This window comes from Paraburkholderia sp. GAS41, from assembly GCF_050436545.1.
In the GTDB taxonomy this organism is placed as follows: domain Bacteria; phylum Pseudomonadota; class Gammaproteobacteria; order Burkholderiales; family Burkholderiaceae; genus Paraburkholderia.
Window position 1 is genome coordinate 185073 of sequence record NZ_JBNDMK010000007.1, and the last position, 26995, is coordinate 212067.

Genomic DNA, 26995 nt, shown 5'->3' on the forward strand with positions numbered 1-26995 from the left:
CGTGCGATGAACAGTAACGGGAACGGTATAACGGGCGAACAAAAACCTGTCCGCCCGCTGTAAACACCGCATCAAGACGACGGCGTCAAAACCGCCGCTTTAGCCTGGATTCAACGCCGGCGCGCGCACCTGCAGGCTGGCGACAAACGCGGCAATCCGATCACACGCTATAGCAAGCGTTGCTTCGTCGACCACGAAGCCGAGCCGCACGAACCCCTTAGCGGTCTCGCCGAACGCACTCGCATCGAGCAGCGAGACGCCTTGCGCCCGGAACAGTTGCCACGTGAAATCGACGGTATCGAGACCGCAGCCGCTGACATCCACCATCATGAACATGCCCGCTTCGGGCAACAGACAGCGTAGTCCCCGCACCTGGCTCAGGCGCTCGTACACGACGTCGCGGCGCCGGCGGTAGACTTCGCGCATGTCCGCCACGATCTGCGCCTTGTGCTCGAACGCGGTGAGCGCAGCCTCCTGGATAAAGCCTGGCAGACCGTACAGCATGCACAGCGCAAGCCGGCCGAGATGGCCGATCAGTTCCGCCGGGCCGATGGCCCAGCCCACCCGCCAGCCCGCCATCGCATGCGATTTCGACAGGCTCGCGACCGTCACGGTCCGCTCGGCCATGCCGTCGAGCGAGGCAATGCTGACATGCTCGCGTTCGAATGTCAGGTCGGCATAGACCTCATCGGAGAGCACCCACAGGTCGTGCCGGCGAGCCACTTGCGCGATGCGCTCCAGGTCCGCGCGCGGCATCACGACACCGGTCGGGTTACACGGCGTGGCGAAGAAAATGGCTTGGGTGCGCGGCGTAATGGCGGCTTCGAGCGCGTCGCAATCGAGATGAAAGCCACGCGACGGATCGACCGGCACGGGCACCAGCGTCGCGCCCGAGGCTCGCACGCAGGCTTCATAGGTCAGATAGAGCGGCTCGGGCACGATGACTTCGTCGCCCGGTTCGAGCAGGCAAAGCGAAGTGGCGAAGATGCCGTTCTGCGCGCCGGCGCACAGCATCACGTTTTCGACGCCCACCGTGCGGCCCGTGGTGCGCGTGTGCTCGCGCGCAATCGCGGCACGCAAGGGCTCGCGCCCCACCACCGTGGTGTAGTGAGTATCGCCTTGACGCAACGCCTCGACCGCCCGCTCAACGATAGCCGGCGGCGTTGCAAAGTCGGGATCGCCCACGCTCAGCACGATCACATCCTCGCCTCTGGCCCGCGCCTGCTGCGCGGCATGATGAATTTCCCACGCGGACGTGCGCTTGCCTTGCAGGCGCTCGACCAGACCTGAATACTTCATCCCCCCCCTCCTCGCGGTGCAGGCAGTGTCGCGTCAGCACACCTGTCCTGCCCGTCGTTGCAATGTGCCGGGCCTACCGGCACACGATGTTCGAGATCTTCCCCGTAGACCTTGTCGCGCGCGCAAAAGCGCACCGCGTCTGGCGCGCGCAGGTGCGCGCTCCGAGCGCGCGTCGGCGACGCAACGTCCGGCCAACAATGTAATGGGGCGCGGGCGAAACGTCCATCGTTACGAGGGGGGCTGCCGGATAAATCTGCGGGAGGAACGCTGACGGTCTTTGCAGGCGGCGAGCGCCGCCCGCATGGGTTTTGCAACGACGCTTACACCTGACGGCGCAGTTCGGCCGGCGGCACCTTCATCAGATGCCGGTACTTCGCCACGGTGCGTCGCGCCACCAGCACGCCCTGCTCGGCCAGCATGCGCGCGAGCGAGACATCCGAGAGCGGATCGCTGGTGTTTTCGGCCGCAATCATTTCCTTGAGCAGCGCGCGTACGGCCGCAGCCGAACAGGTGCCGCCGCTTTCCGTGCCCAGTTCGCGCGGGAAGAAATGCTTGAATTCGAATATGCCACGCGGTGTCGCCATGTACTTGTTGCCCGTGGCGCGCGAGATCGTCGATTCGTGCAGTCCGAGTTCTTCTGCCACGTCGCGCAGTACCATCGGCTTGAGGGCAATTTCGCCGTACTGAAAGAACGCCTTCTGATGCGCGACGATGCATTCGGCCACCCGCTGGATCGTATCGAAGCGCTGCTGCGCGTTACGGATCAACCAGCGGGCTTCCTGCAATTGCTGCGCGAGCGGCGAGCGGCTCGCGCCGGCCGACTGCGCAAACAACTCGGCATACATGCGATGGATCCGCGCACGCGGCTGCACCGCCGGGTTGATATTGACGATCCACTTGTTGCGCACCTGACGCACGATCACGTCCGGCACCACGTAGTTGTCTTCCGTGCGGCCATAGAAATTCCCGGGCTTCGGATCGAGCTTACGCACCAGCGCGCAGGCCACGCGCAAGTCTTCTGCGGTACAGCCAATCTGCTTTTGCAGTTCGGCCTGCTCACGGCGCGCCAGTCGTTCGAGGTGATGCTGAACGATCTGCAGTGCGACGTTGCGCCCCGGCACGTCCTCGGGCATGGCATGCAGTTGCAGCGCGAGACATTCGGAAAGCGTGCGCGCGCCGACCCCTGGGCGGTCCAGCGCCTGCACGAGGCGCAACGCCACCAGCAATTCGTCTTCCGTCAAAGCGGGCTCGAGATCGACGATCGCCGCCAGATCGCCGAGGTCCTGGCGCAGATAGCCGTCGTCGTCGAGCGCTTCGATCACGAAACGTGCGACCTCACGGTCGCGCTGATCGAGCCGATAAAGCCGCAAGGCATCGTGCAGTTGTTCACGCAGCGTGGGTTGAGCGCGCGCCCAGTCGGCCGGGTCGCTGCCTTCGGCGTCGCCATTCTGGCGCGATGAATTGCGGCTAAACGACTCGCCGGAGTATTCGCTGCCCGAGTAATCGCTCGAGTCGCTCGCGAAGTCGCCGGACGACTCGTCCTGCGCCGCGCTCTCGCGCGTATCGGCGGCGCCGGCGTCCAGCATCGCGCCGGGTTCGCCTGCGATGGCAGTCTCACCGGTCACGGCCTCGCCGCCTTCGGCACCTGTCGAAGAAGTTGCGAGCGCAACGTCTTCGGTGTCGGTGGCGTCATATTCGAGGAACGGATTGGTGTCGAGGGCAGTACGCAACTCCTGCTGGAACTCGAGGGACGACAACTGCAATAGCCGCACCGACTGTTGCAACCGGGGTGTCAGTGCAAGCGACTGCCTTGTGCGTAGTTCAATTGAAGGCGGCATTGTAGTGAGGTCCTGTGAACAGTTCGAAAAAGTCGTGTGGCACAAATAGAGCAACTGCCGTACCAGGTCTCGCAAACTGCTGTTTTCGCTCAGCTTTCGTTCTTTTGACGGGTTCGCGCACGCGGCTTGCGGGCCGTTCGCGCGCCCCTTTTTACAACCGGCCGGAAAAATGCGGACCACGCGCCAGGCCCGTCCCGCGGGGCGATGTTCGCGCTTCAGGAAGCGAGTCACGCCGCTTGCGTCCGGTCCACGTAACGGCTAGCGCCCCCAACGCACCGCATTCCGTTGCATCGGGAACACTCCTTGCGCCTGCAGTGACGTGGACGGGTAAACGTCGGACAGATGGGTCAGGCGCAAGCGCAAGCCATCGGACTGCCGCTTATCCGGTGTCGATAACGGGCCAGACGGAACCGTAGCGGCAACGATCCCACGCGAGTCATCGGCGACGGAATCCAGTCGTGATCGACCGCCCTGGTAACAAGACCGCATTTCTTATCAACAACACGAAGGAGCAGCTCATGAAGACCCTCCATTTCATCAAGGCCGCGGGCAGCATTGCCTGCGTCGCTTTCGCCCTGAACGCCACCGCTCAGACGAACAACTCCGCGCCGCCTCCCGCGTCGGAAACGATGGGCCAGCACATCGATGACGGCACCATCACCACCAAGGTGAAAGCCGATCTGCTCAAGGCGAGCAATGTGAAGTCCACCCATATTCACGTGAAGACCCGCGACGGCGTGGTATGGCTGACGGGTACGGTGCCGAGTTCGGATGACAAGGCCGCCGCTGCAGAAGTGACGAAGGGTGTCGACGGCGTGCAATCGGTCAAGAACCACCTGAAGGTGATTGCCGACTAAATCCGGGCGAGATTTGGGGCATCGGCCTTCTCGATGTCCTCATGAAAAAGGGGCTGTCCGCGATTGCGGACGGCCCCTTCTCATTGCCATATGCTCGGTCAGTAAGGTTTAATGCTTGGCGGCTGCAAACTGGTCTCGCAGGTCACGAATGCGGTCGTGGTTCTGCAGGACACCCTGGAACTGCTTTTCCACCACGATGCGAACATCCGCCGGAAGATCTTTTTCGAGCGCGTCGTGATAGTTCTTCTTCGCGACGTCCTCGCCCTTTTCGCAGTCTTCAAGAATCGAATGATCCGTGCGGCCCGCCACGGCCGACTTGACGTCGGTCCAGCCACGATGCAGCGCACCGCCTACCGTGCCGCCGGTTTCCGGCTTGCCGCCCAGTCTCTGGACCACATCCTGCAATTCACGCGCGCCGCGTGAGCAGTCTTCTGCACGCGAGACGAAGAGCGCTTTGAGCTGCGCATCGTGTGCGTCTTCGGCCGCCTTGCGAAAGCCACGCTCGCCGTCCTTCGATATTTCAACCAGGTCGTTCAGTACGCTCGTCACGTTGGTAGACATTTGGATTCCTCCGGGTTTCGTGGTTCATCGATACCGCCGCAATTCGCAGCGACTCTCCAGATACTCCGCATGTCGCATGCCTGGGGTGACCGGATTGGTACCGCAAATGCGCAGCACGCGAAGCCCATGAGCGGCGTGCAACAGCAACGACTCTGCTGACTCCGCGTGGCAAACGAGGCATGGCGAAGTTACCTGGCAGGAGAAATCTTTGCGCGATCTTATTAGCGAGCAGGCCGTGCCTCAATCCCCTGATCCCACTGCCCGCCTACCTTGACGCGCGCCGCACCGGGCCTTCCAGCAAAGTTCGAGCACCGTTCAGGCACAGTTCGAGCAAATGGCATGGATGTTGCTCAAGAAGTGTTGCCCCATTGATGCGAAAGGCTGCTTCACTCGCCGGCGCAATGAAATCGAAAAGCAACGGGCACGCGACATCGACAAGAGATCACATCATGAAGAAAATCAGGAGAGCAGAATTTCTGCTGGCGGTGGCGATTGTCAGCTCCGCTGCGGTTATGCAGGTCCGCGAGTATGTTTTGCGAGACGCACCACACGGCGCCGTTCAAACGCTATCCTGCGACACGCCGCATCAAGGACTCGCGCCGACTGCGTGCGCAGCCGTGCGCAACGCGCGCCCAACCGACGGCGCCGCTCGTCCACAGCAGCCTGCTCCGCGTGTCTGGGTATAACGCAAATAGCTTGCAAATAGGAAGTTTGGCGCGCGGCGACCGCATCCATGGGCCGCCGCGTTTTTTGACTCGGCCTGCAGGAAGACCAACCTGTCGTGCCGAACAAAAGAGTCATCTCTCAGGCGTGCTTTTCGTTCAACTCCGGAATGGTGTCGGGCGGACGCGTCGGGTCGAAATCGGCCCAGCGGCCTTGCTGCCAACGCCCCGTGGCTCGTTCGATCGACTTGCCGCCTGCATCGCGCAGGATACGCCCGGCATCGTACTGGCCGCCCGGCGAAACATGCACGGCCAGCAGCACACCGGAGTCGCGTGTTTCAACTTCCGCCGACGCAGTCCGTCCAGACGACCCGCCCTTACGCGTGTGCGACATGGCACCGACCAGCGAACCAATATAGGCTCCCCCCCCCGCTGCAATCGCAGACACCAGCATGGGCGCGGAAAACAGCGTGAAAAGGCCCACGCCGACCGCAGCACCGACCACCGCGCCGATCGTCACGCCTTTCCCTGCGCCTTTGGGCGCGCGAGCGGCGCCAGCATCCGTGCCGGTGTCGCCGCCGATCGGATACCGTGCGTGCTGTCCAGTTGGGTTAACGAAAAACAACGTGACATCCTCTTCGACGAAGCCGCTGCTGAACAGTCGTTGAGCAGCGTCTTCAGCCGCCGGAAAAGTCGTAAATCGTGCAGCGACGATCAGTGACATAAACCCTCCTTTCATCGCAAACAATAGTTGTGAACACATCCATACCTAGCGGTGACCAGGCTCCATGCCTTCCACCCGAAACAGTCCGCTGTGCAAGATCACGCCGCCGCCATCGTTGCGATCGAGTTCCTCCGCACACACTGAACGGATGCGGCCGAGGCCCTGTTCGAATGCGCTGAGCAACACGTCTTCCAGCGCCGATCGCGCGCCGAAGTGATCTTCCAGCGCCTCGGCGGTGATCGCACAGACCACCGGTTCGCCGTCGACCTGAGCCATGAACTGCACACGCAGGCTGGAGCCGTTGAAAGCCGGTTCGTCGTCGGGGAAAGTAATGCGCATGGTGGCGTCCTCGTAGGCCGGGCGCGGCAGAATCGCATTCATGATGCAGTCGGCCCAAATGTCGTCAGGTGCAGATCAGCCGGTGTGCGCATGGCAAGCTCGCTGCGAGTGGCGTCGAGGACCATCGCTCCAACCGTCCCTTGTATGAAATACCGGAATCTCATGCACTTTCTCCCAGGTCATGCAGCCTTGCGCTTCGATAGTTGCGCGATCAACGTCCTGTTGAACGCCGGCAGATCGTCTGGCTTACGGCTCGTGATGAAGTTGTCGTCTTCGACGACTTCCTGATCGACCCATGTGCCGCCAGCATTGCGGATGTCGTCCTGCAAACTAGGCCAGCTCGTCACCGTGCGGCCTTTGATGATCCCGGCCGACACAGGCAGCCACGCGCCGTGGCAGATCACCGCAATCGGCTTATGCGCCTGATTGGCGGTCTTCACGAAGGCCTGCGCCTGCGGCAACAGACGGATCGCGTCGCCGTTCACCACGCCGCCGGGCAACACGACTGCGTCATAGTCGGTTGCAACGGCCTTGTCGAAGGTGGTGTCGACCTCGACTGCGTCGCCCTTGTCGACGTGCCGGAAACCCTGAATCTTTCCAGGCTTTGCCGAAATGATGTGAACCGTCGCGCCTTCCGCCGCTAGCGCGCGTTGCGGTTCAACCAGTTCTGCCTGCTCGAAACCGTCGAGAGCGAGGACCGCAACCTTGCAGCCTTGTAGTGAATTCGCCATGCTTGATTCTCCTTGGGGGATGAAAGCGGGTTCGATGCGCGTTACCGGAGGCATCGCTATGACCACGCTTTCCACTCCGTTTGAACAGCTAGTGAGCAAAAGCTATGCCCGTGTTAAGGCGGTACGACATCAGGCAGCGTCGGGGTCCGGGTCGTCGGGCGCGACGGGATCGACAATGCGGTCCGGTTCGATGTCCGCGTTGCTCGCGAGATTGGCGTCGCCATCGGCGGATGCCCTTTCGCCCGTGCCGTGGCGGTCTGTATCGCTGCCGAGTTCGGAGTCGCCGGTTTCCAGCGCGTGATTGTCGAGTTCCGAGTCAACGTCGAAGGCATGACGCCGGGCGCCCGCGGTATCGCTGCCGCTATCTGACGAATCGCTCGGGCCGAGCGCGCCGGTCGTGCCTGCCGTTTCGCGGACCACGTGTTGCGGTTCGTCGTCGGGATTCAAGGTGCTCATGTCAACCTCCATGGGTTTGCAACGTGTCCCTTGCTGATGCGCAAGGAGTGTTCCGGGCAATGCGGAACACGCGCGGGAAAAGCGGTTGAAACGCCGCTTAAACGCGGCTGCTAGCGGCGCTCGCTGGACGCCGTTTTTCCTCGGCGGGCGTTGCCAGATATCGCCAGGGTCTTGCCAGGTATCGCCCTTGCTAAGTCTTGCCAAGCGCTTCTCGCAGTGCCCAAAGCGCCGTTGTCAGCAACATCGGCTAGATACGCTTCCCTGAACTGCACCCTCACTTGCATCGCATACCGGCAACCATGACCGCCCCGCTCCGATCCGCACCGCGCCAATCCACCGCCGACGCCACCGCCGTCACGACGCACGCCGTCATGCCGAACGGTTTGCGCCACGCCGACGACACGCGGCCCGGCTACACGCGCAAGGCGCTCAAGGAGGGCTTTGCGTACTTCGACACGGAAGGTGCCCGCATCGACGATGCCGATGAAATTGCCCGCATCAACGCCCTCGCGATCCCGCCCGCCTACGTCGACGTCTGGATCTGTCCGGACCCGCGTGGCCATGTGCAGGCCACCGGGCGGGATGCGCGGGGGCGCAAGCAATACCGCTATCATGGGCTGTGGCGCGATACCCGTGACGCCGACAAATTCGAGCGCCTCGCCGCGTTCGGCCGGGCCTTGCCGAAGATCCGCGCTCGCGTGACGCGCGACCTGAAACTCCCCGGCATGCCCTGCGATAAGGTCATCGCCGCAATCGTCCAATTGCTCGACTCGACGCTCATCCGGGTGGGCAGCGTCGAATACGCGCGTGACAACCAGTCGTACGGGCTCACCACGCTGCGCAAAAAGCATCTGAAGATCGAGGCGGGTCGGGTACGCTTCCGCTTTCGCGGCAAGAGCGGCATCGAGCACGACGTCGCCATCGATCATGCGCGCGTAAAGCGCATCGTGCTGCGTTGCGCCGAGTTGCCGGGTCACGACCTGTTCCAGTACCTCGCTGACGACGGCACGCGCCACACCGTCGGATCGGCGGATATCAACGACTACCTGAAACGCGTCAGCAACGCCGATTTCACCGCCAAGGACTACCGCACGTGGGCCGGCAGCGTGTACGCGTTCGCCGCGTTGCGCAAGCTGCTATGCGAAAGCGCGACCGAGGCCCGGCGACATATCGTCGCCACGGTGAAGGACGTGGCTGCGCTGCTGCGCAATACGCCCGCCGTATGCCGGCGTTGTTATATCCACCCGGCGGTGATCGCCGCCTTCGAGGCCGACGAGTTGCAGGGCCTCGCCGATTGCAGACCGCGCCGCGGCCTGCGGGTCGACGAAGCGGCCTTCGCCAGTCTGCTCGCCAGCACCGCGAAACAGGCGGCAAGGCAGGCGGCCAACGACGCACGCAGACGGCGCCAGGCCGCTCGGCCCGCTCGCGCCAGTTCGAGCAGCAACGCGGCACGTGCTCGCGGTGCCACTGCTGCCGCAGAAGTCGCAAATGTGGTTGATGCCGTGACCGACGAGAAACTGACCGCACTCCTGAGTAAGTCCCGGTCCATCAGAAAGTCATCCGGCACGCCCGGTGCAGCACGCGCGACTCGGGTACGTGCCTCCGCCCGCACGGCACCGAGGTAAGGCAGGCAAACTGGAACCCAACGCGGCTAGTCCGGAGCAGGCGGCTTGTCCGCAGCAGCCGCTTGCCATTGCAGATCCACAAACCCCACCCTTCACAACGTGGCTCCCACGTCAACGCCTGCACCGAAACACGCTCCAGCCCGCGTCATCGTCCAAAGCGCATACACGCCCGCAAAGGTCACACTTGGTGCACCATAGCCAAAGACCGCTTTCCCGCTTTTATTTTTTATTACCACTGACCCTTTCGGAGAACACCATGCGCATTGAAACTGCTTTCCTGTTCGATCTCGACGGCACGCTAGTCGACAGCGTGTATCAGCACGTCCTTGCGTGGAAACAGGCGCTCGATCACGAAGGAATCGAATTGTCGGTGTGGCGCATTCATCGCAAGATCGGCATGAGTGGCGGATTGTTCACCGATCAGTTGCTACGCGAAACCCGCAGTGAAATGAGCGCTGAACGGATCGAGCGCCTGCGGCGCGCGCACGCCGAAGCCTATCGGGCGCTGGGAAACCAGGTGCGGCCGCTGCCCGGCGCGCGCGAACTGCTCGCCGCGCTGAGCGAGAGCGGGACCCGCTGGGCGATCGCCACCAGTGGCCGGATGGAGACCGCCGCGGTCAATCTCGCCGCACTCGGGGTCGATCCTGAGAAGGCCGTCGTGGTAACCCGCGATGACGTGAAATATGCGAAGCCCGACCCCGATCTGTTCCTGGCCGCCGCCCATCGCCTCGGCGCGCCGATCGAACACAGCATCGTGGTCGGCGACAGCATCTGGGACATGCTCGCCGCGCAGCGCTGCCGCGCGCTGGGCGTCGGCCTGCTAGCGGGCGGCTACGGGCAGGACGAACTCGAACGCGCCGGCGCCTTGCGCGTCTACGAAGATCCGGCGGATTTACTTCTGCACCTCGACGAGGTCGCCTCGCGTCCTTGATGCGCGTACTGGCGATAGCGCATGCGGCGCCGCCGCGGCGGCGCCATGCGTCTACCACGGGCTGCACGGCACGCAAGAATTGCAATCGGATTGACGCGTTTTACGCGCCGTCCTGTGCGCCGCGCCGCGGGGTGAGGCCTGTACACGATGCTCCGGCCGTCCGCTGCTGCGCATTCACATTCGAAGGCCCCTCTTCAGGCCCCGCGTCATTGAAGGAACAGCCATTGCTGTCTCTCCGGGACATCCATCGATTCAAGGGAGACCCTCATGAGCATCCTCAATCAGACACAGACCCGCACCGGCGCCGGCGCGAACATCGTCGGCGACGGCGGCCGGTCCGCAGCGGGACCCGGACCGGACGTGATGGCGGCAGCCACGCTCGACGGCAACAAGGTGCTGAGCAGCGACGGTGACGACGTCGGCAAGGTGAAGGACATCATGCTCGACGTGCGCTCCGGACGAATCGCCTACGCGGTGCTCTCGAGCGGCGGCTTCCTCGGCATCGGCGACAAGCTGCTGGCGATTCCCTGGCACGCGCTGACGCTCGACACCGAACGCAAGTGCTTCCAGCTCGCCATGTCGACGGAGCGCGTCAAGAATGCACCAGGCTTCGACAAGGACCACTGGCCTTCCATGGCCGATCAAACCTGGGCCACGTCCGTCCACCAGTACTACGGCAGCGAGCCGTACTGGGGACGCGACGATCTCGGTGTCGGCGCGATTGCTCCGGGTAGTTCGGATGCGCCGGAAGCGGGCGGCGTCAAGCTGTGACCCGACGCCATCCTTGGCGGCGCGTCAACGATGGCGCGCCCCGCGTCACTTCAGCCCGGGACAAGCCATCTTGAGCAAGTCGCCAAAGCGCCCGCCCCCGCGCCGCAGAGCGGGCCGCACCTGCCGGCCAGCCCGGCCCGTTCATGCACGACACTGAAACCCTCTGGTTCCTCATCGTCGGCAGCGTGCTCGTCTTCATGGGCATTGCGGCCACCACCTTCCGGCGGCTGCCGGTCAGCGCCGCCATGTTCTATCTTGCGATCGCCTACGCCCTGGGTCCTGGCGGGGTGAACCTGTTGCATCTGGATGTCGTCAGCGACGCGCATCTGTTGCGTAGCGTGACGGAGATTGCCTTGCTGGTCTCGCTGTTCGCGATCGGTCTGCGTCTGCGGGTTCCCGTGTTCGACGCGCTATGGTGGTTACCGTTGCGGCTCGGCGTGCCCGCCATGCTGCTGACGATTGCCTTGCTCATGATGTTCGGCGTCTACGGATTGCAACTCGGCTGGGGGCCGGCGCTGCTGCTCGCGGCGATTCTCGCACCCACCGATCCGGTTCTCGCCCACGACGTTCAGGTGCACGACCCTGGCGATCGCGACGTGTTGCGTTTCGCGCTCTCCGGCGAAGGCGGACTGAACGACGGCATTGCGCTGCCGTTTGCCTTGCTCGGGCTCGCACTGTGCGCCGTGCCGCACGCCAGCGCGGCTACGGTGCTGACGTGGCGATTCGCCGGCGGCGCGCTCTGGGGAATCGCCGGCGCCATCGCGATTGGCACCGCCCTGGGCTGGGCCACGACGCATGCCGTCACGTGGCTGCGCACACACCACGCGCAGGCGCTCGGCCTCGAAGGCTTCTTCGCGCTTGGATTGATCGTGCTGTCGTTCGGCTGCGCGCAACTCGCCCAGACCTACGGCTTTCTGGCGGTGTTCGCAGCCGGGGTCGGCATGCGCCGCGTCGAACACAAGGCCAGCGGCGAGCGCTCGCCGCGCAGTACCATCGGCACGGTCGATTCGGAAGACGTCACCGCGACCGCCGCGGATCCGGACAAGGCTCATGCGTTCATGACCGAGTCGGTGCTGGGCTTCACCATCGAACTGGAGCGCATCGCCGAAGTCGTCATCATGACCATGATCGGCAACGTGCTCGCCAATCTGCGCGTGCCTTTGTTTGCAGGCGCGAGCCTCGCGCTGATCGTGGTGCTGTTCCTGCTGATCCGGCCCGCGTCCGTCGAACTGGCGCTGCTCGGCTCGCAGGCCTCGAGCCCGCAACGCCGCCTGATGAGCTGGTTCGGCATTCGCGGCATTGGTTCGTTCTACTACCTCGCCTATGCGCTCGAACAAGGGCCGGGCGCGGCGATTCTGCCGCTGGTGCCGCTCGCGCTCGCGGTCGTGACGGCTTCGGTCGTCGTGCACGGGATCTCGGCCACGCCGTTGATGAACTGGTATCACCGCGGACGTCATCCGCAACCTTGAGCGCGGCGTGTTTGCGTGGCGCCTGCCCACGAGTCGATAGAATAGGCCGCAATCTCACTGCCTCATCACGCCTGCTTTCACGACACCATGACGGAATCTCCCCAAGCCCGCCGCGCGGCGCAGATGAGCGCCGCGAATTCGCTGTTCGCGTTCCTGAAATCGCTGCCGCTGCCGGACCGCCTGATCGAAGGTTCCGTCATGGCGCTGCAGGCGGTGGTGGGCGCCAGTATCGCGTTTGCCATTGCGAGCGCGCTCCACGCCGAGCAGCCCTTCTGGGCCGCCATCACCGCCATCGCGGTGAGTCAGCACAGTTATGTCGACACACGCAAACTGTCCTATGACCAGTTCTTCGGCGCGATGGTCGGCGGCCTGTGCGGACTGATCGCCGCCGTGCTGGGCCGCGGTCATTTCCTCGCCTATATGGTGACCGTCGCGATCGTGATCGTTAGCTGCTGGAGCGCCAATATCGGCAGCGCGGCGCGCCTCGGCGGCATCACCGCCACCATCGTATTGCTGGTGCCGCACATGGGGCCGGCGTGGGAAATCGCGCTGGAGCGGCTCGGTCAGGTAACCCTCGGGACGCTCTGCGCGTTGCTGGTATGCGCGTTGATTCGCGTGATCGAGCGGCGCTGGTTCGGCAGGAAGTAGCGCGCCAGCGTCTGCCCACTCAGGTCACGCCAATAGCCTCATTTCACGGAGCGATGGCGGCTCTGCTCCAACTGGTTGCGGCGCGGTTCGCACTGCCGCTCCAGCATCCAGCCCGGATATTCGGAAGGCAACGCGCTGACCGCGTCGAGCTTCGCCAGATCGTCCGCGCTCAGTTCCACCGCCGTCGCGGCAATGTTGTCGTCGAGCTGTTCAACCGTCTTCGCGCCGACGATCACCGTCATCACCGCCTGCTGATGCAGCAGCCACGCCAGCGCGATTTGCGCGACGGATACGCCTTTGGCCTCGGCGATGCCGCGCATCACATCGATACAGTCGTAGGCGCGCTCGCGATTCACCGGCGGGAAGTCGAAGGTGGTGCGGCGGCTGCCGGTCTCGCCCTGCTGCTCGCGACCGTACTTGCCGCTCAGCAGGCCGCCTGCCAGCGGGCTCCAGACCATCAGTCCGAGCCCTTCGCTGCGCAGCATCGGCGCCAGTTCGCGTTCGAGATCGCGGCCTGCGAGCGTGTAATACGCCTGCAGTGTTTCAAAGCGAGCGAGCCCGTGCCGCTCGGCCACGCCGAGCGCCTTGACGATCTGCCATGCGGCCCAGTTCGACACCCCGACATAGCGCACGTGGCCGTGCTGAACCAGCGTATCGAGCGCGCGCACGGTTTCTTCGATCGGCGTGGCGGGATCGAAACCGTGCACCTGATACAGGTCGATGTGATCGAGCTGCAGGCGTTTGAGGCTCGCCTTGATCGCGTCCATGATGTGATAGCGCGACGTGCCGCGCGTGTTGGCGGATTCCGCCGTCGCGCCGAACACCTTGGTGGCGACCACCACCTGGTCGCGCGGCACCTTGAGGTTTTTCAGCGCGAGACCGGTGATCTGTTCGGACAGGCCCTGCGAGTAGACGTCGGCGGTATCGATGAAATTGATGCCGGCGTCGAGCGCGCGGCCCACGAGGCGTTCGGAGTCGGCCTGCTGCAGATTGCCGATCTGCCGCCAGATGCCTTCGCCGCCGCCGAAAGTCATCGTGCCAAGACACAGTTCAGAAACAAACAGGCCGGTGCGGCCTAGCTGGTTATAGCGCATCGTTGAGGCTCTCCGACAGGATGAAGGATCCGCTCAGGATACTGCACGGGCAAGAATCCGGTAATGTCGCCGCCAGGACATGGCGGATGCCATGGGCCGTTTCCAGCGGGCCGATCCACATGGCGCGGCGCCTGAAAACCTGCGAGACTGAGCCCTGCTTCCTCACCCGGCGCCTCACGCGCCCGCTCCTCTGGATATGGCCCGCCGCGCCCCCATCTACGACAGCATGACTCCCGCCTCTTCCGCGCGCGGCGCGCTGGACGATTTTCATCCGGCGGTTGCCAGCTGGTTCCGCAAGACGTTTGCGGCGCCCACCGACGCCCAGCTCGCCGCCTGGCCGTCCATCCGCAGCGGCCGCCCGACGCTGGTCGCCGCGCCGACCGGCTCCGGTAAAACCCTGACGGCCTTTCTGTCCGCGCTCGACGGCCTCGTCCAGCAGGGCCTCGCCAACGGTGGCAAGTTGCCGGACGAAACGCTGGTGGTCTACGTGTCGCCGCTCAAGGCGCTTTCCAACGACATCCGTCTGAACCTGCAGGCGCCGCTGGAAGGCATCGCCGCCGAACTCGCGCAACGCGGCTTGCCGCCGCTCGACATCCGCACCGCCGTGCGCACCGGCGACACCCCCCAGCAGGAGCGCACCGCGCTGCGCAAGCGTGCACCGCACATTCTCGTGACGACGCCGGAGTCGCTCTATGTCCTGCTCGGCTCGGATTCGGGCCGCCGCATGCTGGCTACCACGCGCACGGTGATCGTCGACGAAATTCACGCGCTGGCGGGCGGCAAGCGCGGCAGTCACCTTGCGCTCAGTCTTGAACGGCTCGACGCGCTGTGCGGCCGGCGCCTGGCGCGCATCGGCCTGTCCGCCACGCAAAAGCCGATCGAAGCCGTGGCCCGCTTTCTGGTGGGCGGCGCGAGCATTGCCAGCGACGCGCCCGCCGATTGCGCGATCGTCGACATCGGCCATATCCGCGCCCGCGATCTCGCCCTGGAGATTCCGCCGGTGCCGCTCGAAGCGGTGATGGCGAACGAAGTCTGGGAGCGGGTCTATGACCGGCTCGCCGAACTGATCGCCCAGCATCGCACCACGCTGGTCTTCGTCAACACGCGGCGCATGGCTGAGCGCGTCGCGCGCCATCTCACCGAGCGCCTCGGCAAGCAGGCGGTGGCGGCGCACCATGGCAGCCTCGCCAAAGAACATCGCTTCGACGCCGAGCAGCGGCTCAAGCGCGGCGAACTGAGCGTGCTGATCGCGACGGCGTCGCTGGAACTGGGCATCGATATCGGCGATGTCGATCTGGTCTGCCAGATGGGTTCGCCACGCGCGATTGCGCCGTTCCTGCAGCGCGTCGGACGCTCCGGGCACCACGTGGGCGGCATGCCGAAGGGGCGTCTGTTCCCGACCTCGCGGGACGACCTGATCGAATGCGCGGCCCTGCTCGATTGCGTGCGGCGCGGCGAGCTCGACGCACTGCAGATCCCGCGCGCGCCGCTCGACGTGCTGGCTCAGCAGATCGTCGCGGAAGTGTCGGGCGCCGAGTGGAGCGAGGATGCCCTGTTCGGCCTGATCCGACGCGCCGCCCCCTACGCCGAGCTGACGCGCGATCAGTACGACGCCGTGCTGCGCATGCTCGCCGAGGGCTATACCAGCCGCCACGGTCCGCGCGGCGCCTGGCTGCATCGCGACGCGGTCAGCGGCACCCTGCGCGGCCGGCGCGGCGGCAAGCTGGTGGCGGTGACCTCGGGCGGCACGATTCCCGAAAACGCCGACTATGCCGTGGTTCTCGAACCGCAGGCGGTGAATATCGGCACGGTCAACGAGGACTTCGCGGTCGAGAGTCTGGCGGGCGATGTGTTCCAGCTCGGCAATGCGTCGTACCGCATCCTGCGGGTGGAAGCGGGCCGCGTGCGGGTGGAAGATGCGCACGGGCAGCCGCCCAATATCCCGTTCTGGCTGGGCGAGGCGCCGGGCCGCAGCAATGAACTGTCGCTGGGCGTCGCCCGCCTGCGGGCCCAGATCGATCAGTTGCTCGGTGAGTCGCCCCCGGCTCTCGTTTCGGAGCCCAAAGCACTGCGCACCGTCACGCATGCAGACCCTGCGCCCCACGATTCGGCCACGAACGCGTCGCGAATCGAGGCCGCCATCCACTGGATGATCACGACGCTCGGTCTTCACGAAGCCGCCGCGCGGCAGATTGCCGAATATCTCGCGCGCGCCCGCGCCGCCTTGAGCACGCTGCCGACGCAAGACACGCTGGTGATGGAGCGCTTCTTCGACGAATCCGGCGGCACCCAGCTCGTGATTCACGCGCCGTTCGGCAGCCGCGTCAATCGCGCGTGGGGCCTCGCGCTGCGCAAACGCTTTTGCCGCAACTTCAACTACGAAATCCAGGCCGCCGCGACCGAGGACGCCATCATCCTCTCGCTGACCGGCAGCCATAGCTTCGCGCTGGATGAGGTGTGGCGCTACCTGCATTCCAACACCGCCGAACATCTGCTGATCCAGGCCTTGCTGGACGCACCCCTGTTCGGCGTGCGCTGGCGCTGGAACGCCACCACCGCGCTCGCGCTGCCGCGCTACACCGGCGGCCGCAAGAGCGCGCCGCAACTGCAACGCATGCGCGGCGAGGATCTGCTCGCGGCCGTGTTTCCGGATCAGGCGGCGTGCCTCGAGAACATCGTCGGCGAGCGTGACGTGCCGCATCATCCGCTGGTCGATCAGACCGTCGATGACTGCCTGCACGAAGCGATGGACACCGAAGCCTGGCTGAGCCTGCTGCGTCGAATCGAACAAGGCCGGATCAAACTCGTCACGCGCGAGTTGCCCGCGCCCTCGCCGCTCGCGGCGGAAATCCTCACTGCCAAGCCGTATGCGTATCTCGACGATGCGCCCATCGAAGAGCGTCGTACCCAGGCCGTGCTCAACCGGCGCTGGTCCGATCCCGCCTCCGCGGACGATCTCGGCGCGCTCGACGCGGACGCGATTGCCGGCGTGCGCGAAGAAGCCTGGCCGCAACCGCGCAGTGTCGATGAGATGCATGAAGCGCTGACCGGTCTCGCGTGCATCAGCGAAGCCGAAGCGCACCAGAACCCGGATTGGCCCGTGTGGCTCGCCGCGCTCGCCCAGGCCGGCCGCGCCACCCGGCTGCAAGACCCGGGCGGTGCCGTGCTCTGGCTGCCGGCCGAACGCCTGACCTGCCTGCGCGCAATCTATCCGGATGCGGTGTTCGCACCGGCTATCGCCGCCCCCAAAGGCTTCACCGAGCCATGGGGCGGCGCCGACGCACGGGTCGATGTCATCCGCGCCCGCCTCACAGGATTGGGTCCGCTGCCGGTAGCGGCCATCGCCGCTGCGCTGAGCTTCCCGGACGCCGCGGTGGAACACGCGTTGATCGCGCTCGAAGCACAAGGCTACGTGATGCGCGGCCGCTTCACGCCGCGCGCCACCGTCGAGGAATGGTGCGAACGCCACCTGCTGGCGCGCATCCACCGCTATACCGTCAGACGCTTGCGGCGCGAAATCGAACCGGTCGAGCGGCACGATTTCATGCGCTTCCTGTTCGAATGGCAGCATCTGAGCCCCGCGACGCGCGGCGAAGGGCGCGACGCACTCGCCGCCGTGCTCGATCAGTTGGCGGGCTTCGAGGCGCCGGCCGCAGCCTGGGAAGAAGACATCCTGCCGGCCCGTCTCAAGGACTACACATTGACCGCGCTGGACGAACTGTGCCGCTCCGGCAAACTGGTGTGGACCCGCCTGACCGAGCGCGCCCACGCAGCCGCCGCGCCCGTGCGCAGCACACCGATCGTGTTGTTGCCACGCCGTGACATCGACCTGTGGAGCGCGCTGATCGATCAACGCGAAGCACCGGAGCTGTCGCCACGCGCCCAGAGCGTATATGACGCGCTCACGCAACACGGCGCCATGTTCTTCGACGAACTGCTAGGCGATACCCGCCTACTCGGTATAGAGCTGGAAAATGCATTAGGAGAACTGGTTGCTGCGGGGCTCGTGAATTCGGACAGTTTCGCCGGCTTGCGCGCGTTGCTGAAACCCGCGGCGAAACGCCAGGCACATCACGCTCGCAGGCGGCCGCGCGGCGCGCTGATTGGCGGCATGGACGACGCCGGGCGGTGGGCGCGGGTCCGCCGGCACAGTGCGTCAGCGATCACGGAAGACGCGCCCGCGGTCCTCCAGTCAGCGCATGCTCCGCGGCTCGCGCCCGAAGTCCTCGAACAGCTGGCGATGACCTTGTTGCGCCGCTATGGCGTGGTGTGCTGGCGTCTGCTCGCGCGCGAAGCCGAATGGCTGCCGCCGTGGCGCGATCTGCTGCGCGTCCTGCAGCGCCTCGAAGCGCGCGGCCAGGTGCGCGGCGGGCGTTTCATCAACGGTCTGGCGGGCGAGCAGTTTGCGCTGCCGGAAGCGATTCCGCTGCTGCGCGAAGTGCGCCGCCATGCCAACGTCGGCGCTTTTGTCTGCGTCGCGGGCACCGATCCGCTGAACCTCGTCGGCACGCTGCTGCCCGGCGACAAGGTGCCGGCGGTGGCCGGCAACCGCGTCCTGTACCGGGACGGCGTGGCAGTCGCGGCGCTGGTGGCGGGCGAGTTCATTTACCTGACGGATGGCGACAGCGCAGCACGCGAGCCCATGCGCACCCGCCTCGCGCGCCCTTTCTGAGCGGGCCCTCTAAAGAATGGGGAACGATTGCCGATATACGGTTATGACCGCGAGTGCACGTCGCCTGGATACAATGAAGTTCGACTTTCATCTGATGTAGACTGATTGCCACCCGCCAGCCGGTTTTTTACGCTGACGGCCCGCAAGCGCGTCTTGCCCCGGAACCCTTATGACCGACGACCAACACGACCAGGTGCTGTTTGCCCAGTTCGGCACAAGCAGCCCTTGCTGGCGTCTCTCGAAAGACAGCAACGCGCTCGAACTGACGCCGGTGACGGGCGACATGCCCGCCAATGCCGCCATTTCCCTGAGCCCGCAGCAGGCCGCGCAGATCCGTCGCCTTACGGGCATCACCGCCCATTTGCTGCTCGACGTGCGCCTGTTCGGCCAGCCGCTGCGCCTGCATCTGGTCGGCAAGAAGCTGAGCAGCAATCTTTGGGCAGGCACGGCCTCGGCCTACGAAGATACGGAATCCGTGGCACGCGACCTGGTCCACGGCTTGTCGTTCGCCGAGCAGGTGGTGTCGGAAGTCAACTCGGTGGTCGTGATCGTCGACCGCAACGGTCGCATCCAGCGCTTTAACCGCCTTGCCGAAGAACTCACCGGCATGAAAGAGGAAGATATCGTCGGCCGCAGTGTCTGGGCGCTGTTCATGTCATCCGAAGCGGGTGCGGCGTCGAGCCAGAACATTGCCGGCTTCTTCAACCGCGGCGTCTCCTACGAAGTCGAACGGCTCGTGAGAACCGTCCACGGCGAGCGGCTATTCCTGTTTCGCAACAAGTTCGTGCAAAGCGGCAGCGGGGTCGACGAGCAGTTTCTGATCTGCTCAGGTACGGACATCACCGAAGAACGCCGCGCGCAGGAACGTCTCACGGAACTTGCCAACACCGACTCCCTGACCGGTCTTGCCAATCGCAATGCGATCCAGGACAAGATCCGCGCGGCCATTTCGAGCGCGGCGGTCGGCGAATCGGTCGGCATCCTGTTCCTCGATCTCGACAACTTCAAGAAGGTCAACGACCACTACGGCCATGTGTTCGGCGACCGGCTGATCCGCGATGTCTCGGCGGCTATCAGCCAGTGCCTGAACGAAGGCGACACGCTCGCGCGGCTGGGCGGCGACGAGTTTATCGTGCTGGCCACCACCGCCACGCGCGATTCGCTGGAGCACACCGCGCAGTGCATTCTGGAGCGCCTGCGCACGCCGTTCAGCCTCGGGCTCGTGGAGGTCTACACCGGTTGTTCGATCGGCATCGCGCTGTGTCCGGAGCACGGCGACAGCCTCGAATCGCTGATCCGCTCGGCGGACACCGCCATGTACGTCGCCAAGGACGAAGGCAAGCGGACCTACCGGGTGTTCTCGCCGGAAATGGATCGCAAGGTCGCCGAGTACATGTGGCTCGACACCAATCTGCGGCGCGGCCTGGAAGAAGGCCAGTTCACGCTCTTCTATCAGCCGAAGCTGTCGCTTTCGACCGGCGTGGTGCACGGCGTCGAAGCGCTGATCCGCTGGAATTCGCCGGAACGCGGACAGATCATGCCCACCGAATTCATTCGCTATGCCGAAGAATCCGGGCTGATTGGCCACCTCGGCCGCTGGGTCATGCAGACGGCTGCCATCCAGGCTGCCCGCTGGAAGGCCGACGGCTTCAATCTGCGCGTGGCGATCAATGTCTCGGCGCGGCAACTGGTGGATACGGCCGTGGTCCGGCATTTCGCGGAAGCGCTCCAGCAAGCCGGGCTCGATACCTGCCTCGTCGACCTCGAACTCACCGAAAGCTGCCTGATCGAAGACGAAGCCGCGGCGATCCGGCTCATCACGCAATTCCGCCAGCTCGGCGCTCAGGTGCATCTGGACGACTTCGGCACCGGCTATTCGTCGCTGTCACAGCTTGGACGAATTCCGCTCGATGTCATCAAGCTCGACCGCAGCTTCGTGCGCTCCATCAACGAGAACTCCAAGGCGCAGGCGCTGGTGCGCTCGATGGTCGCGGTGGCCCAGGAACTGAATTTCAAGGTGGTCGCCGAAGGGATCGAAACGGAAGCGGAAGAAGTTTTTATGAAGGGGCTCGGGGTGGAATACGTACAGGGCTTTCTGTACGGCCAGCCCATGCCGGCCGTGGAATTCGAACAGTGGTTGCGCGAGCGGCAGAAGCTCAGGTTGATCGCCTGAGCTTCTGCGAGCATCAGGCGATGCTTGCGCTAGCCTGACGCATGGTCGAAGTCCGGCGGTTCTGCAACATGACGAGCCGCTCCATGAACGCCAGATCCTTTTCTTCGATCGTGAAGGCGGCTTCCACCCAGTCCTCGGTAATCTCCATCAACTCGGCGCGCGAGAGCTGCAGAACCCGCTGACGCGCCCGCAACATCGCGCGGATGCCGTTCATCTTCGGGCGCAACGTGTCGATAAAAGTGCGCGTCGCCACGTACGCCTCACCCGGCTCGAACAACTGGTCGACCAGCCCCTTGCCCGCATACCATTCCGCCGTGTGCGATTCGCCGACGCCGATCAGCTCTTCCGCGAGGCGCATGCCGGCCTTGCGTGCCACCAGCGAATAGCCGCCCATTCCCGGGAACAGATTGAACGCGATCTCCGGAAAACCCATGCGGGCGTCGTTCTGTGCCAGCAGAAAATGATGTGCCAAGGCGGCTTCGAAACCGCCCCCCAGTGCGGTTCCTTCCACCATGGCAATCGAGATCGCGCCCGTATCGAAACCGCGCGCTGCTGCATGCACGCAATCGACACAGGCCCGGGCATACGACATCAGTGCCTGACGCCTGCCGTTGCGGATCGTCTCGGCGAAGAAGTCGAGATCGCCGCCGACGTTGTACATCGTCGGGATCAGCGAGCCTGTCACCCAGAAATCGATCGGCAGGCCCGAATCGCGTGCGGCCTGGGCAAGTCCAAGAATGTCGTGTACCAATTCGAGGTTGAAACAGGGACGCGGCTGCGCGCGCAACATCATCCACATGATGTTGCGCCCCTCTTCGTAGTAAGCCGAAATCTGCGACAAATTACCGGCTTCGAGGAACGGACGGCAGGCGTGGTGATTATGAAGATTCATTTTGATCGGTCCTTTAAGGTTAAACGGCGGTAATGCAAGTCGAGCCTAAAGCAGACATCAATCAGTTGGGAGCGGGATGCCTAACGGACGAACACAAGTTGTCCTTGCAAGTCCGTTGCACGGGGGTCCACGGGGAAGTTTGAAACGGCAAGCACTCCGAATTACGCAAACGATTGCTCGCGAAAAAGTGCGCCGGAAATGATGTGCCAAAGCCAATCGGCAATTGATATGCGGCTGAATACGGAATTTATTGCCGATGGCGAAGCGCACGGTAATTATTTACCATTAGGCAATTCAGTCGAAAATACTGCTTGAGGTTGTTTTTGAGTCGTGGTCAGAGACTGGGGATGAGGCGGCAGAGGGTGGCAGCAGCCGCGCGTTGATGGGTGGAGGACTGACACGAGGGCGCGCCCGCGACGAACGGACTATCGCACTTCTAGCACCGCACTTGGGTAATTGTTATTGCAGATGCTGCGACCAGCGCTCGATCTGCTCCGCCGGCATGCCGACCGCCCGCGCGGCATCGTGAATCTGCTGCCAGGTAGCAGGATCGACCGGCACGCCGTGGGCCTCGCGCTCGGCCCGGATGGCGCGTTCCGGTTCGCCCGGCGCCAGGATGTGTTCGGTACCGCTGGCAAGCGGCGAGGCCTTCACCCATTCGACGAACGCATCGGCTTCCGCCTCGGCGTTCGGTGCATCGAAGGCGGCAGGATTGATGATCACCGACAGCATGCAGTTGACGATGGCGTGATGGGTCCCCAGCGTATCCGCATGCGTCGTGTAGCCGCCGGATAGCGCGCCGGCGAATATCTCGCACATCGCGGCCAGCCCAAACCCCTTGTGACCGCCAAACGGCAGCAGCGAGCCGATGGGTGCCTCGATCATCGATTTCGGCTCGAGCGTGGCATGTCCCGCGTGATCGATCAGCGCGCCGGGCGGAACCTGTTTGCCCTGGTTATACGCGACCCGGACCTTGCCGAATGCGACGGCGCTGGTGGCGAAATCGAGCACCAGCGGCGGTTTGCCGTTGCGCGGAAACGCAGCGCAGAACGGATTGGTGCCGATGCGGCGGTCGGTGCCGCCGAACGGCGCGACCAGCGGATCGCCCGCCACATTGACGAAGTGAAACGAAACGACCCCAGCGCGCGCGCACTGCTCGGCCCAGTGACCGATGCGGCCGATATGATGCGCCCTGCGCAGGCCCACCGCACAGATGCCGAGACGCTTTGCGCGTTCGATACCGTGCTCCATTGCCTCATAGGCGATGACCTGACCGAAGCCCTTGCCGCCCTCGACGGTCAGCACCGCGCCGGCGTCGCGCACCACCTGCGCGTGCAGATTGAGCTGGAGTTCGTTATCCCGCAGCGACGCCACATAACGCGGAATCATCCCGACGCCATGCGAATCGTGACCGGTGAGATTCGCCGCCAGCAGATGGTCGGCGACCAGTTCGGCCTCACGCGGCGCACTGCCGGCCTGCTCCCAGATCGCCTTGACGTAGGCGTGCAACGTTTGGAACGGAATACTGGGCGCAGACGGACAGGCCGGGCGGGGATCGGTCATTCGCGGTGTGAGTGAGCGGGGTTGAGATTAAGCATCAAGGCGCGGCGGCAATCACACCGGCCACCGCCGCCGTCAGCTTCTTGCCGTAGGGCACATGCAGGAACTCGTTCGGGCCGTGCGCGTTCGACTTCGGTCCGAGTACGCCGCACACCATGAACTGGGCATGCGGAAAACCTTCCTTCAGCACGTTCATCAGCGGGATCGTGCCGCCCTGCCCCATGTACGCGCAATCCGCGCCGTAGTGCTGACGTGATGCGTCGTTGAGGGCCGTGGCGAGCCACGGCGCGAGATCCGGAGCGCTCCAGCCGGTGGCCGCGCCGGCGTCCGGTTTGAAGGTGACCTTGGCGTTGTACGGCGGATCGAACTCGAGCAAGGCTTTCAGTTCCGCGACCGCCTTGACCGCGTCGAGCAGCGGCGGCAAACGCAACGACAGCTTGAACGCGGTGCGCGGGCGCAGCACATTGCCGGCGTCGGCGAGGGCCGGCAAGCCCGCTGCCCCCGTGACCGAGAGCGACGGACGCCAGGTGGAATTGAGCAGCGCCTCTTTCGGATCGGTCGTGGTGGGCAACACCTGGCGGCCGTCCTGGCCGCAGGCCCACGGAATCTTCTTCCAGACGTCATTACCCAGAATATGGGCCGTGGCCTCCGCTTCGCGCAGACGATCGGCCGGAATCGGACAATGGAAACCCTTCGGCAGCAGGTTACCGTTAGATGCATCCTCAAGACGGTCGAACAGTTGCCGCATGATGCGGAAGCTCGATGGCGTGATGCCGCCGTAGCCGCCCGAGTGGATCCCTTCGTCGAGCACATGGACTTCGAGATCGCCCGCCACCATGCCGCGCAGCGAGGTGGTCAGCCACAGTTGGTCGTAATTGCCTGCACCCGAGTCGAGGCACACCACCAGCCCCACTTTGCCGAGCCGCTCGCGCAACACGTCGACGTACGGCAGCAGATCGTAGCTGCCCGACTCTTCGCAGGTTTCAATCAGCCCCACGCAACGCGGACGCTCCACGCCTTGCGCGTCGAGTGCGGCGAGCGCGGTGAGGCTCGCATAGATGGCATAGCCGTCATCCGCGCCACCGCGGCCGTACAGTTTGCCGTCTTCCAGTTTCGGGGTCCACGGACCGAGGTCGTTGCGCCACCCGTCGAATTCAGGCTGCTTGTCGAGGTGACCGTACAGCACGATGGTCTCGGTACTGCCCGGGCGCGTGGCCGGGCTCTCGAAGAAGATGACCGGTGTGCGGCCCGGCAGGCGGATCACTTCCAGCTTCAGGCCTTTGACCGGTTGTTGCTCTGCCCACTGCGCCGCATCTCTCACGACACGATCGATAAAGCCGTGCTTGACCCAGTCAGCGTCGAAGCCCGGGCTCTTGGCGGGCACGGCGATATAGTCGGTCAGCGCCGGCACGATCTCGTCGTTCCACTTGCGGTCCACAAATTCGCGGAGCGAGTCGTGATTGATCTGTCTGGCTTGCTGAGTCGTGTCGTCGGAAATCATGTTGGCTGTCCGGTCGGTCGGTCAAAACGCACATGATAGCCCTCTACGGTGCCGGCCTGAAGTCCCCCAGTCGGCCAGGCCCTCGCGCGGCGCGGCAGCATCGCGGCTTGGACGGATCACGACTGGCCCGGCCCTGGCCACGCTCGCTTCACGTTATCGCAAACCGCTGCTGCGCAAATTCGCCAATCGCGCGACAATTGAAAGGTTACGACCACGCCTGGAGAACCACGATGGGCACCAGCACGGTCATTCAAGCCGTCGCCGCATTCATTGCCTTGGGGCTGTACTTCCTGCCGGCCATCCTCGCCGACCGGCGCAAACGCCACGACCTGCTGACGCTCGCGTTGTTCAACGCGTGCCTCGGCTGGACCGGCTTCGGCTGGCTCGCGGCACTTTATTGGGCGCTGCAGCCGAATCCGCCGAAAGACGTCGCCAACCAGGTGGAGCAAACGCGCCGTATCGTCAAGATGCGCAACTTTTCGGTGATGCTGGTCCAGCGCGTGCAAAATCGCGCGACACGGAATAAGGGCGGACGGTGAGTGACATCGAGCGTGCCGGGTGTCCGGCGCCGCACTGGTTGCCTTAACTGCTTTGCCTGATTCAACCGCGTTGCCTTGCCCCGGCTGCTCCAACAACGTCAACCTCCTCACTCTCCAAGGACCCGCACCATGCCGGAACTCGCCAAGCTGCTCACCTTCGGTCTCGTCTCGCTTGGCATGGCGCTCACGCCCGGCCCGAACATGCTCTACCTCGTGTCGCGCTCGATCTGCCAGGGCCGCACCGCCGGCCTGATTTCGCTGGGCGGCGTCGCGTTGGGCTTCGTGTTCTATATGTTCAGCGCCGCGCTCGGTATCACTGCCCTGCTGCTCGCCGTGCCGTTCGCGTACGACGCGCTGCGCTTCGGCGGTGCGCTATATATGCTCTGGCTCGCCTGGCAAGCCGTCAAACCGGGTGGCCGTTCGCCATTTCAGGTGCGGGATTTACCCGCCGACAGCCCCCGCAAACTGTTTGCCATGGGCTTTGTCACTAACCTGCTGAACCCGAAAATTGCAGTGCTGTATCTGTCGCTGCTGCCACAGTTCATCGAACCGCAACGCGGCCATGTGCTGGAACAGTCGCTGGTGCTCGGCTCGGTGCAGATTGCGTTCAGCCTGACGATCAATGCGCTGGTCGCGCTCATGGCGGGTTCGATTGCGGTGTTTCTCGCGAGGCGCCCGGCGTGGATTCTCGCTCAGCGCTGGCTAATGGGTACCGTGCTCGCAGGTTTGGCAGTGCGCATGGCGACGGAAGCGCGGCGGTGAGCATGCTGCATACGCGAGCGCTGGTTGCCGACGACCTCGAGCTGATTTGCCGCCACCGTTACGAGATGTTCCGTGAGGCCGGACGCGAGCCGGCGGTGCTCGAACGGATGACCGCCGCCTTTCGGATCTGGTTGCAGCCGCGCCTGGCCGACGCGTCGTATTTCGGCTTTATCACGCTCGACGACGAGGCGCCGGTGGCCGGCATCGGCTTGATGGAAATCGATTGGCCGCCGCATCCGCTGCATCCGGAACAGGACCGGCGCGGCTACGTGCTGAATGTGTATGTGGAACCAAGCTATCGGCAGCGCGGTATTGCCCGGGCGCTGATGGCGCGGGCAGAGGCAGAATTTAGCGAGCGGGGCTTGCCGTATGCGATTTTGCACGCCACCGAGATAGGGCGTCCGCTTTACGCGGCACTCGGCTGGGCCCCGACCACCGAAATGGCCAAAGCCATCGGCGCGGCCCCAGCGGCGTAAGACTGCAAGTGAATGAACCCGCGCGTGTCAGCCCGGATGGGCGACGCGGGTGAAACGGCCTTGGTGCACTGAACCCGGCGAGATGGAGCGCGGTTCGAGCCGAACCTGCTCCTGTTCGAACATCTCCTGACGCAGTTCGCCCTGTTCGTCGAACCATTGACACACCACCCAGTCACCCACGGTCAGCGCAACGGGACCGACATAGGTGACCGTCATGCGTAGGCTGCCCGACTTGAGTGTGACCACATCGCCGACATTCAGCGGCGCGCTTGACGGTGTGTCGAATGCATCGAGGGTGGCGGTCAGCATATCAATCCCCGGGATGAAAGCGTTGCTGTGTTTAACGAAGTTTTAACCCATTGTCTCAGACGAATGACTGGCAAAAGATTTAAAAAGTTTGCCAAGATTAACAATC

The 26995-nt window shown here is 64.3% G+C and carries 23 protein-coding genes; 11 read left to right on the forward strand and 12 right to left on the reverse strand.

Annotated elements, in window-relative coordinates:
* Positions 1-99: 99 nt before the first annotated feature.
* Both P3T43_RS12980 and P3T43_RS12985 read right to left on the reverse strand, forming a co-directional pair.
* Positions 100-1299 (reverse strand): pyridoxal phosphate-dependent aminotransferase, encoded by a 1200-nt coding sequence (locus P3T43_RS12980; protein ID WP_429281444.1) that lies wholly within the window; start codon positions 1297-1299, stop codon positions 100-102.
* Positions 1300-1619: 320 nt separating this feature from the next.
* A complete protein-coding gene (locus P3T43_RS12985; RefSeq protein ID WP_429281445.1) occupies positions 1620-3137 on the reverse strand; it encodes an RNA polymerase factor sigma-54 in 1518 nt (505 codons plus the stop codon).
* Positions 3138-3655: 518 nt separating this feature from the next.
* Between P3T43_RS12985 and P3T43_RS12990 the strand changes: the two genes are divergently transcribed.
* Entirely contained in the window at positions 3656-3994 is a 339-nt protein-coding gene (locus tag P3T43_RS12990) for a BON domain-containing protein (RefSeq protein ID WP_429281446.1), read from the forward strand.
* Positions 3995-4102: 108 nt separating this feature from the next.
* On the opposite strand, the gene P3T43_RS12995 is transcribed toward P3T43_RS12990, so the two are convergent.
* The 5 genes from P3T43_RS12995 to P3T43_RS13015 all read right to left on the reverse strand — a co-directional run bounded on the left by P3T43_RS12995 (position 4103) and on the right by P3T43_RS13015 (position 7467).
* Positions 4103-4555 carry a PA2169 family four-helix-bundle protein gene (locus tag P3T43_RS12995; RefSeq protein ID WP_429281447.1) on the reverse strand — a complete coding sequence of 151 codons (453 nt, stop codon included), beginning with the start codon at positions 4553-4555 and terminating at the stop codon, positions 4103-4105.
* 804 nt (positions 4556-5359) lie between these two features.
* The gene (locus tag P3T43_RS13000) at positions 5360-5941 is read right to left on the reverse strand and encodes a hypothetical protein (protein WP_429281448.1); all 582 of its coding nucleotides are present in this window, start codon (positions 5939-5941) and stop codon (positions 5360-5362) included.
* 45 nt (positions 5942-5986) lie between these two features.
* Positions 5987-6322: a DUF1488 domain-containing protein gene (locus tag P3T43_RS13005; protein WP_429281449.1), complete on the reverse strand. Its 336-nt coding sequence runs from the start codon at positions 6320-6322 to the stop codon at positions 5987-5989.
* A gap of 137 nt (positions 6323-6459) precedes the next feature.
* Positions 6460-7011 (reverse strand): type 1 glutamine amidotransferase domain-containing protein, encoded by a 552-nt coding sequence (locus P3T43_RS13010; RefSeq protein WP_429281450.1) that lies wholly within the window; start codon positions 7009-7011, stop codon positions 6460-6462.
* A gap of 129 nt (positions 7012-7140) precedes the next feature.
* Entirely contained in the window at positions 7141-7467 is a 327-nt protein-coding gene (locus P3T43_RS13015; RefSeq protein ID WP_429281451.1) for a chemotaxis protein, read from the reverse strand.
* Between the two features lie 299 nt (positions 7468-7766).
* Between P3T43_RS13015 and P3T43_RS13020 the strand changes: the two genes are divergently transcribed.
* From P3T43_RS13020 to P3T43_RS13040, 5 genes are all read left to right on the forward strand, one after another.
* Positions 7767-9092: a DNA topoisomerase IB gene (locus P3T43_RS13020; RefSeq protein ID WP_429281452.1), complete on the forward strand. Its 1326-nt coding sequence runs from the start codon at positions 7767-7769 to the stop codon at positions 9090-9092.
* Between the two features lie 256 nt (positions 9093-9348).
* Positions 9349-10023 carry an HAD family hydrolase gene (locus P3T43_RS13025; protein WP_429281453.1) on the forward strand — a complete coding sequence of 225 codons (675 nt, stop codon included), beginning with the start codon at positions 9349-9351 and terminating at the stop codon, positions 10021-10023.
* Positions 10024-10296: 273 nt separating this feature from the next.
* Entirely contained in the window at positions 10297-10794 is a 498-nt protein-coding gene (locus tag P3T43_RS13030; RefSeq protein ID WP_429281513.1) for a PRC-barrel domain-containing protein, read from the forward strand.
* Positions 10795-10937: 143 nt separating this feature from the next.
* A complete protein-coding gene (locus tag P3T43_RS13035; protein ID WP_429281454.1) occupies positions 10938-12263 on the forward strand; it encodes a cation:proton antiporter in 1326 nt (441 codons plus the stop codon).
* A gap of 87 nt (positions 12264-12350) precedes the next feature.
* Positions 12351-12911, forward strand: coding sequence for an FUSC family protein (locus tag P3T43_RS13040; RefSeq protein WP_429281455.1), 561 nt, complete (start codon positions 12351-12353; stop codon positions 12909-12911).
* 38 nt (positions 12912-12949) lie between these two features.
* Here the strand turns inward: P3T43_RS13040 and P3T43_RS13045 are convergent, their stop codons facing one another.
* On the reverse strand, positions 12950-14005 hold the full coding sequence (locus P3T43_RS13045) for an aldo/keto reductase (protein ID WP_429281456.1): 1056 nt from the start codon (positions 14003-14005) through the stop codon (positions 12950-12952).
* A 196-nt stretch (positions 14006-14201) separates the two neighbouring features.
* Between P3T43_RS13045 and P3T43_RS13050 the strand changes: the two genes are divergently transcribed.
* Positions 14202-18677 (forward strand): DEAD/DEAH box helicase, encoded by a 4476-nt coding sequence (locus tag P3T43_RS13050; protein ID WP_429281457.1) that lies wholly within the window; start codon positions 14202-14204, stop codon positions 18675-18677.
* A gap of 169 nt (positions 18678-18846) precedes the next feature.
* Positions 18847-20850, forward strand: a complete 2004-nt coding sequence (gene pdeR, locus P3T43_RS13055; protein ID WP_429281458.1) for a cyclic di-GMP phosphodiesterase — start codon at positions 18847-18849, stop codon at positions 20848-20850.
* A gap of 13 nt (positions 20851-20863) precedes the next feature.
* Here the strand turns inward: pdeR and P3T43_RS13060 are convergent, their stop codons facing one another.
* From P3T43_RS13060 to P3T43_RS13070, 3 genes are all read right to left on the reverse strand, one after another.
* Positions 20864-21742, reverse strand: coding sequence for a crotonase/enoyl-CoA hydratase family protein (locus P3T43_RS13060; RefSeq protein WP_429281459.1), 879 nt, complete (start codon positions 21740-21742; stop codon positions 20864-20866).
* Positions 21743-22201: 459 nt separating this feature from the next.
* Positions 22202-23305 (reverse strand): malate/lactate/ureidoglycolate dehydrogenase, encoded by a 1104-nt coding sequence (locus tag P3T43_RS13065; RefSeq protein WP_429281460.1) that lies wholly within the window; start codon positions 23303-23305, stop codon positions 22202-22204.
* A 34-nt stretch (positions 23306-23339) separates the two neighbouring features.
* Positions 23340-24803, reverse strand: coding sequence for a M20 family metallopeptidase (locus tag P3T43_RS13070; protein ID WP_429281461.1), 1464 nt, complete (start codon positions 24801-24803; stop codon positions 23340-23342).
* 230 nt (positions 24804-25033) lie between these two features.
* Here P3T43_RS13070 and P3T43_RS13075 point away from each other — a divergent pair, with 230 nt between their 5' ends.
* The 3 genes from P3T43_RS13075 to P3T43_RS13085 all read left to right on the forward strand — a co-directional run bounded on the left by P3T43_RS13075 (position 25034) and on the right by P3T43_RS13085 (position 26580).
* Complete coding sequence (locus tag P3T43_RS13075; protein ID WP_429281462.1) at positions 25034-25342, forward strand: superinfection immunity protein; 309 nt, start codon at positions 25034-25036, stop codon at positions 25340-25342.
* Positions 25343-25471: 129 nt separating this feature from the next.
* Positions 25472-26104: a LysE family translocator gene (locus tag P3T43_RS13080; RefSeq protein WP_429281463.1), complete on the forward strand. Its 633-nt coding sequence runs from the start codon at positions 25472-25474 to the stop codon at positions 26102-26104.
* 2 nt (positions 26105-26106) lie between these two features.
* Entirely contained in the window at positions 26107-26580 is a 474-nt protein-coding gene (locus tag P3T43_RS13085; RefSeq protein WP_429281464.1) for a GNAT family N-acetyltransferase, read from the forward strand.
* Between the two features lie 27 nt (positions 26581-26607).
* Here the strand turns inward: P3T43_RS13085 and P3T43_RS13090 are convergent, their stop codons facing one another.
* The gene (locus P3T43_RS13090; RefSeq protein ID WP_429281465.1) at positions 26608-26889 is read right to left on the reverse strand and encodes a YodC family protein; all 282 of its coding nucleotides are present in this window, start codon (positions 26887-26889) and stop codon (positions 26608-26610) included.
* Positions 26890-26995 lie beyond the last annotated feature (106 nt).

Excerpts from the sequence above, each read along its gene's own strand:
- P3T43_RS12980 (WP_429281444.1), bottom strand. The coding sequence starts at position 1,299 with ATGAAGTATTCAGGTCTGGTCGAGCGCCTGCAAGGCAAGCGCACGTCC.
- P3T43_RS12985 (WP_429281445.1), bottom strand. The coding sequence starts at position 3,137 with ATGCCGCCTTCAATTGAACTACGCACAAGGCAGTCGCTTGCACTGACA.
- P3T43_RS12990 (WP_429281446.1), top strand. The coding sequence starts at position 3,656 with ATGAAGACCCTCCATTTCATCAAGGCCGCGGGCAGCATTGCCTGCGTC.
- P3T43_RS12995 (WP_429281447.1), bottom strand. The coding sequence starts at position 4,555 with ATGTCTACCAACGTGACGAGCGTACTGAACGACCTGGTTGAAATATCG.
- P3T43_RS13000 (WP_429281448.1), bottom strand. The coding sequence starts at position 5,941 with ATGTCACTGATCGTCGCTGCACGATTTACGACTTTTCCGGCGGCTGAA.
- P3T43_RS13005 (WP_429281449.1), bottom strand. The coding sequence starts at position 6,322 with ATGAATGCGATTCTGCCGCGCCCGGCCTACGAGGACGCCACCATGCGC.
- P3T43_RS13010 (WP_429281450.1), bottom strand. The coding sequence starts at position 7,011 with ATGGCGAATTCACTACAAGGCTGCAAGGTTGCGGTCCTCGCTCTCGAC.
- P3T43_RS13015 (WP_429281451.1), bottom strand. The coding sequence starts at position 7,467 with ATGAGCACCTTGAATCCCGACGACGAACCGCAACACGTGGTCCGCGAA.
- P3T43_RS13020 (WP_429281452.1), top strand. The coding sequence starts at position 7,767 with ATGACCGCCCCGCTCCGATCCGCACCGCGCCAATCCACCGCCGACGCC.
- P3T43_RS13025 (WP_429281453.1), top strand. The coding sequence starts at position 9,349 with ATGCGCATTGAAACTGCTTTCCTGTTCGATCTCGACGGCACGCTAGTC.
- P3T43_RS13035 (WP_429281454.1), top strand. The coding sequence starts at position 10,938 with ATGCACGACACTGAAACCCTCTGGTTCCTCATCGTCGGCAGCGTGCTC.
- P3T43_RS13040 (WP_429281455.1), top strand. The coding sequence starts at position 12,351 with ATGACGGAATCTCCCCAAGCCCGCCGCGCGGCGCAGATGAGCGCCGCG.
- P3T43_RS13045 (WP_429281456.1), bottom strand. The coding sequence starts at position 14,005 with ATGCGCTATAACCAGCTAGGCCGCACCGGCCTGTTTGTTTCTGAACTG.
- P3T43_RS13050 (WP_429281457.1), top strand. The coding sequence starts at position 14,202 with ATGGCCCGCCGCGCCCCCATCTACGACAGCATGACTCCCGCCTCTTCC.
- pdeR (WP_429281458.1), top strand. The coding sequence starts at position 18,847 with ATGACCGACGACCAACACGACCAGGTGCTGTTTGCCCAGTTCGGCACA.
- P3T43_RS13060 (WP_429281459.1), bottom strand. The coding sequence starts at position 21,742 with ATGAATCTTCATAATCACCACGCCTGCCGTCCGTTCCTCGAAGCCGGT.
- P3T43_RS13065 (WP_429281460.1), bottom strand. The coding sequence starts at position 23,305 with ATGACCGATCCCCGCCCGGCCTGTCCGTCTGCGCCCAGTATTCCGTTC.
- P3T43_RS13070 (WP_429281461.1), bottom strand. The coding sequence starts at position 24,803 with ATGATTTCCGACGACACGACTCAGCAAGCCAGACAGATCAATCACGAC.
- P3T43_RS13075 (WP_429281462.1), top strand. The coding sequence starts at position 25,034 with ATGGGCACCAGCACGGTCATTCAAGCCGTCGCCGCATTCATTGCCTTG.
- P3T43_RS13080 (WP_429281463.1), top strand. The coding sequence starts at position 25,472 with ATGCCGGAACTCGCCAAGCTGCTCACCTTCGGTCTCGTCTCGCTTGGC.
- P3T43_RS13085 (WP_429281464.1), top strand. The coding sequence starts at position 26,107 with ATGCTGCATACGCGAGCGCTGGTTGCCGACGACCTCGAGCTGATTTGC.
- P3T43_RS13090 (WP_429281465.1), bottom strand. The coding sequence starts at position 26,889 with ATGCTGACCGCCACCCTCGATGCATTCGACACACCGTCAAGCGCGCCG.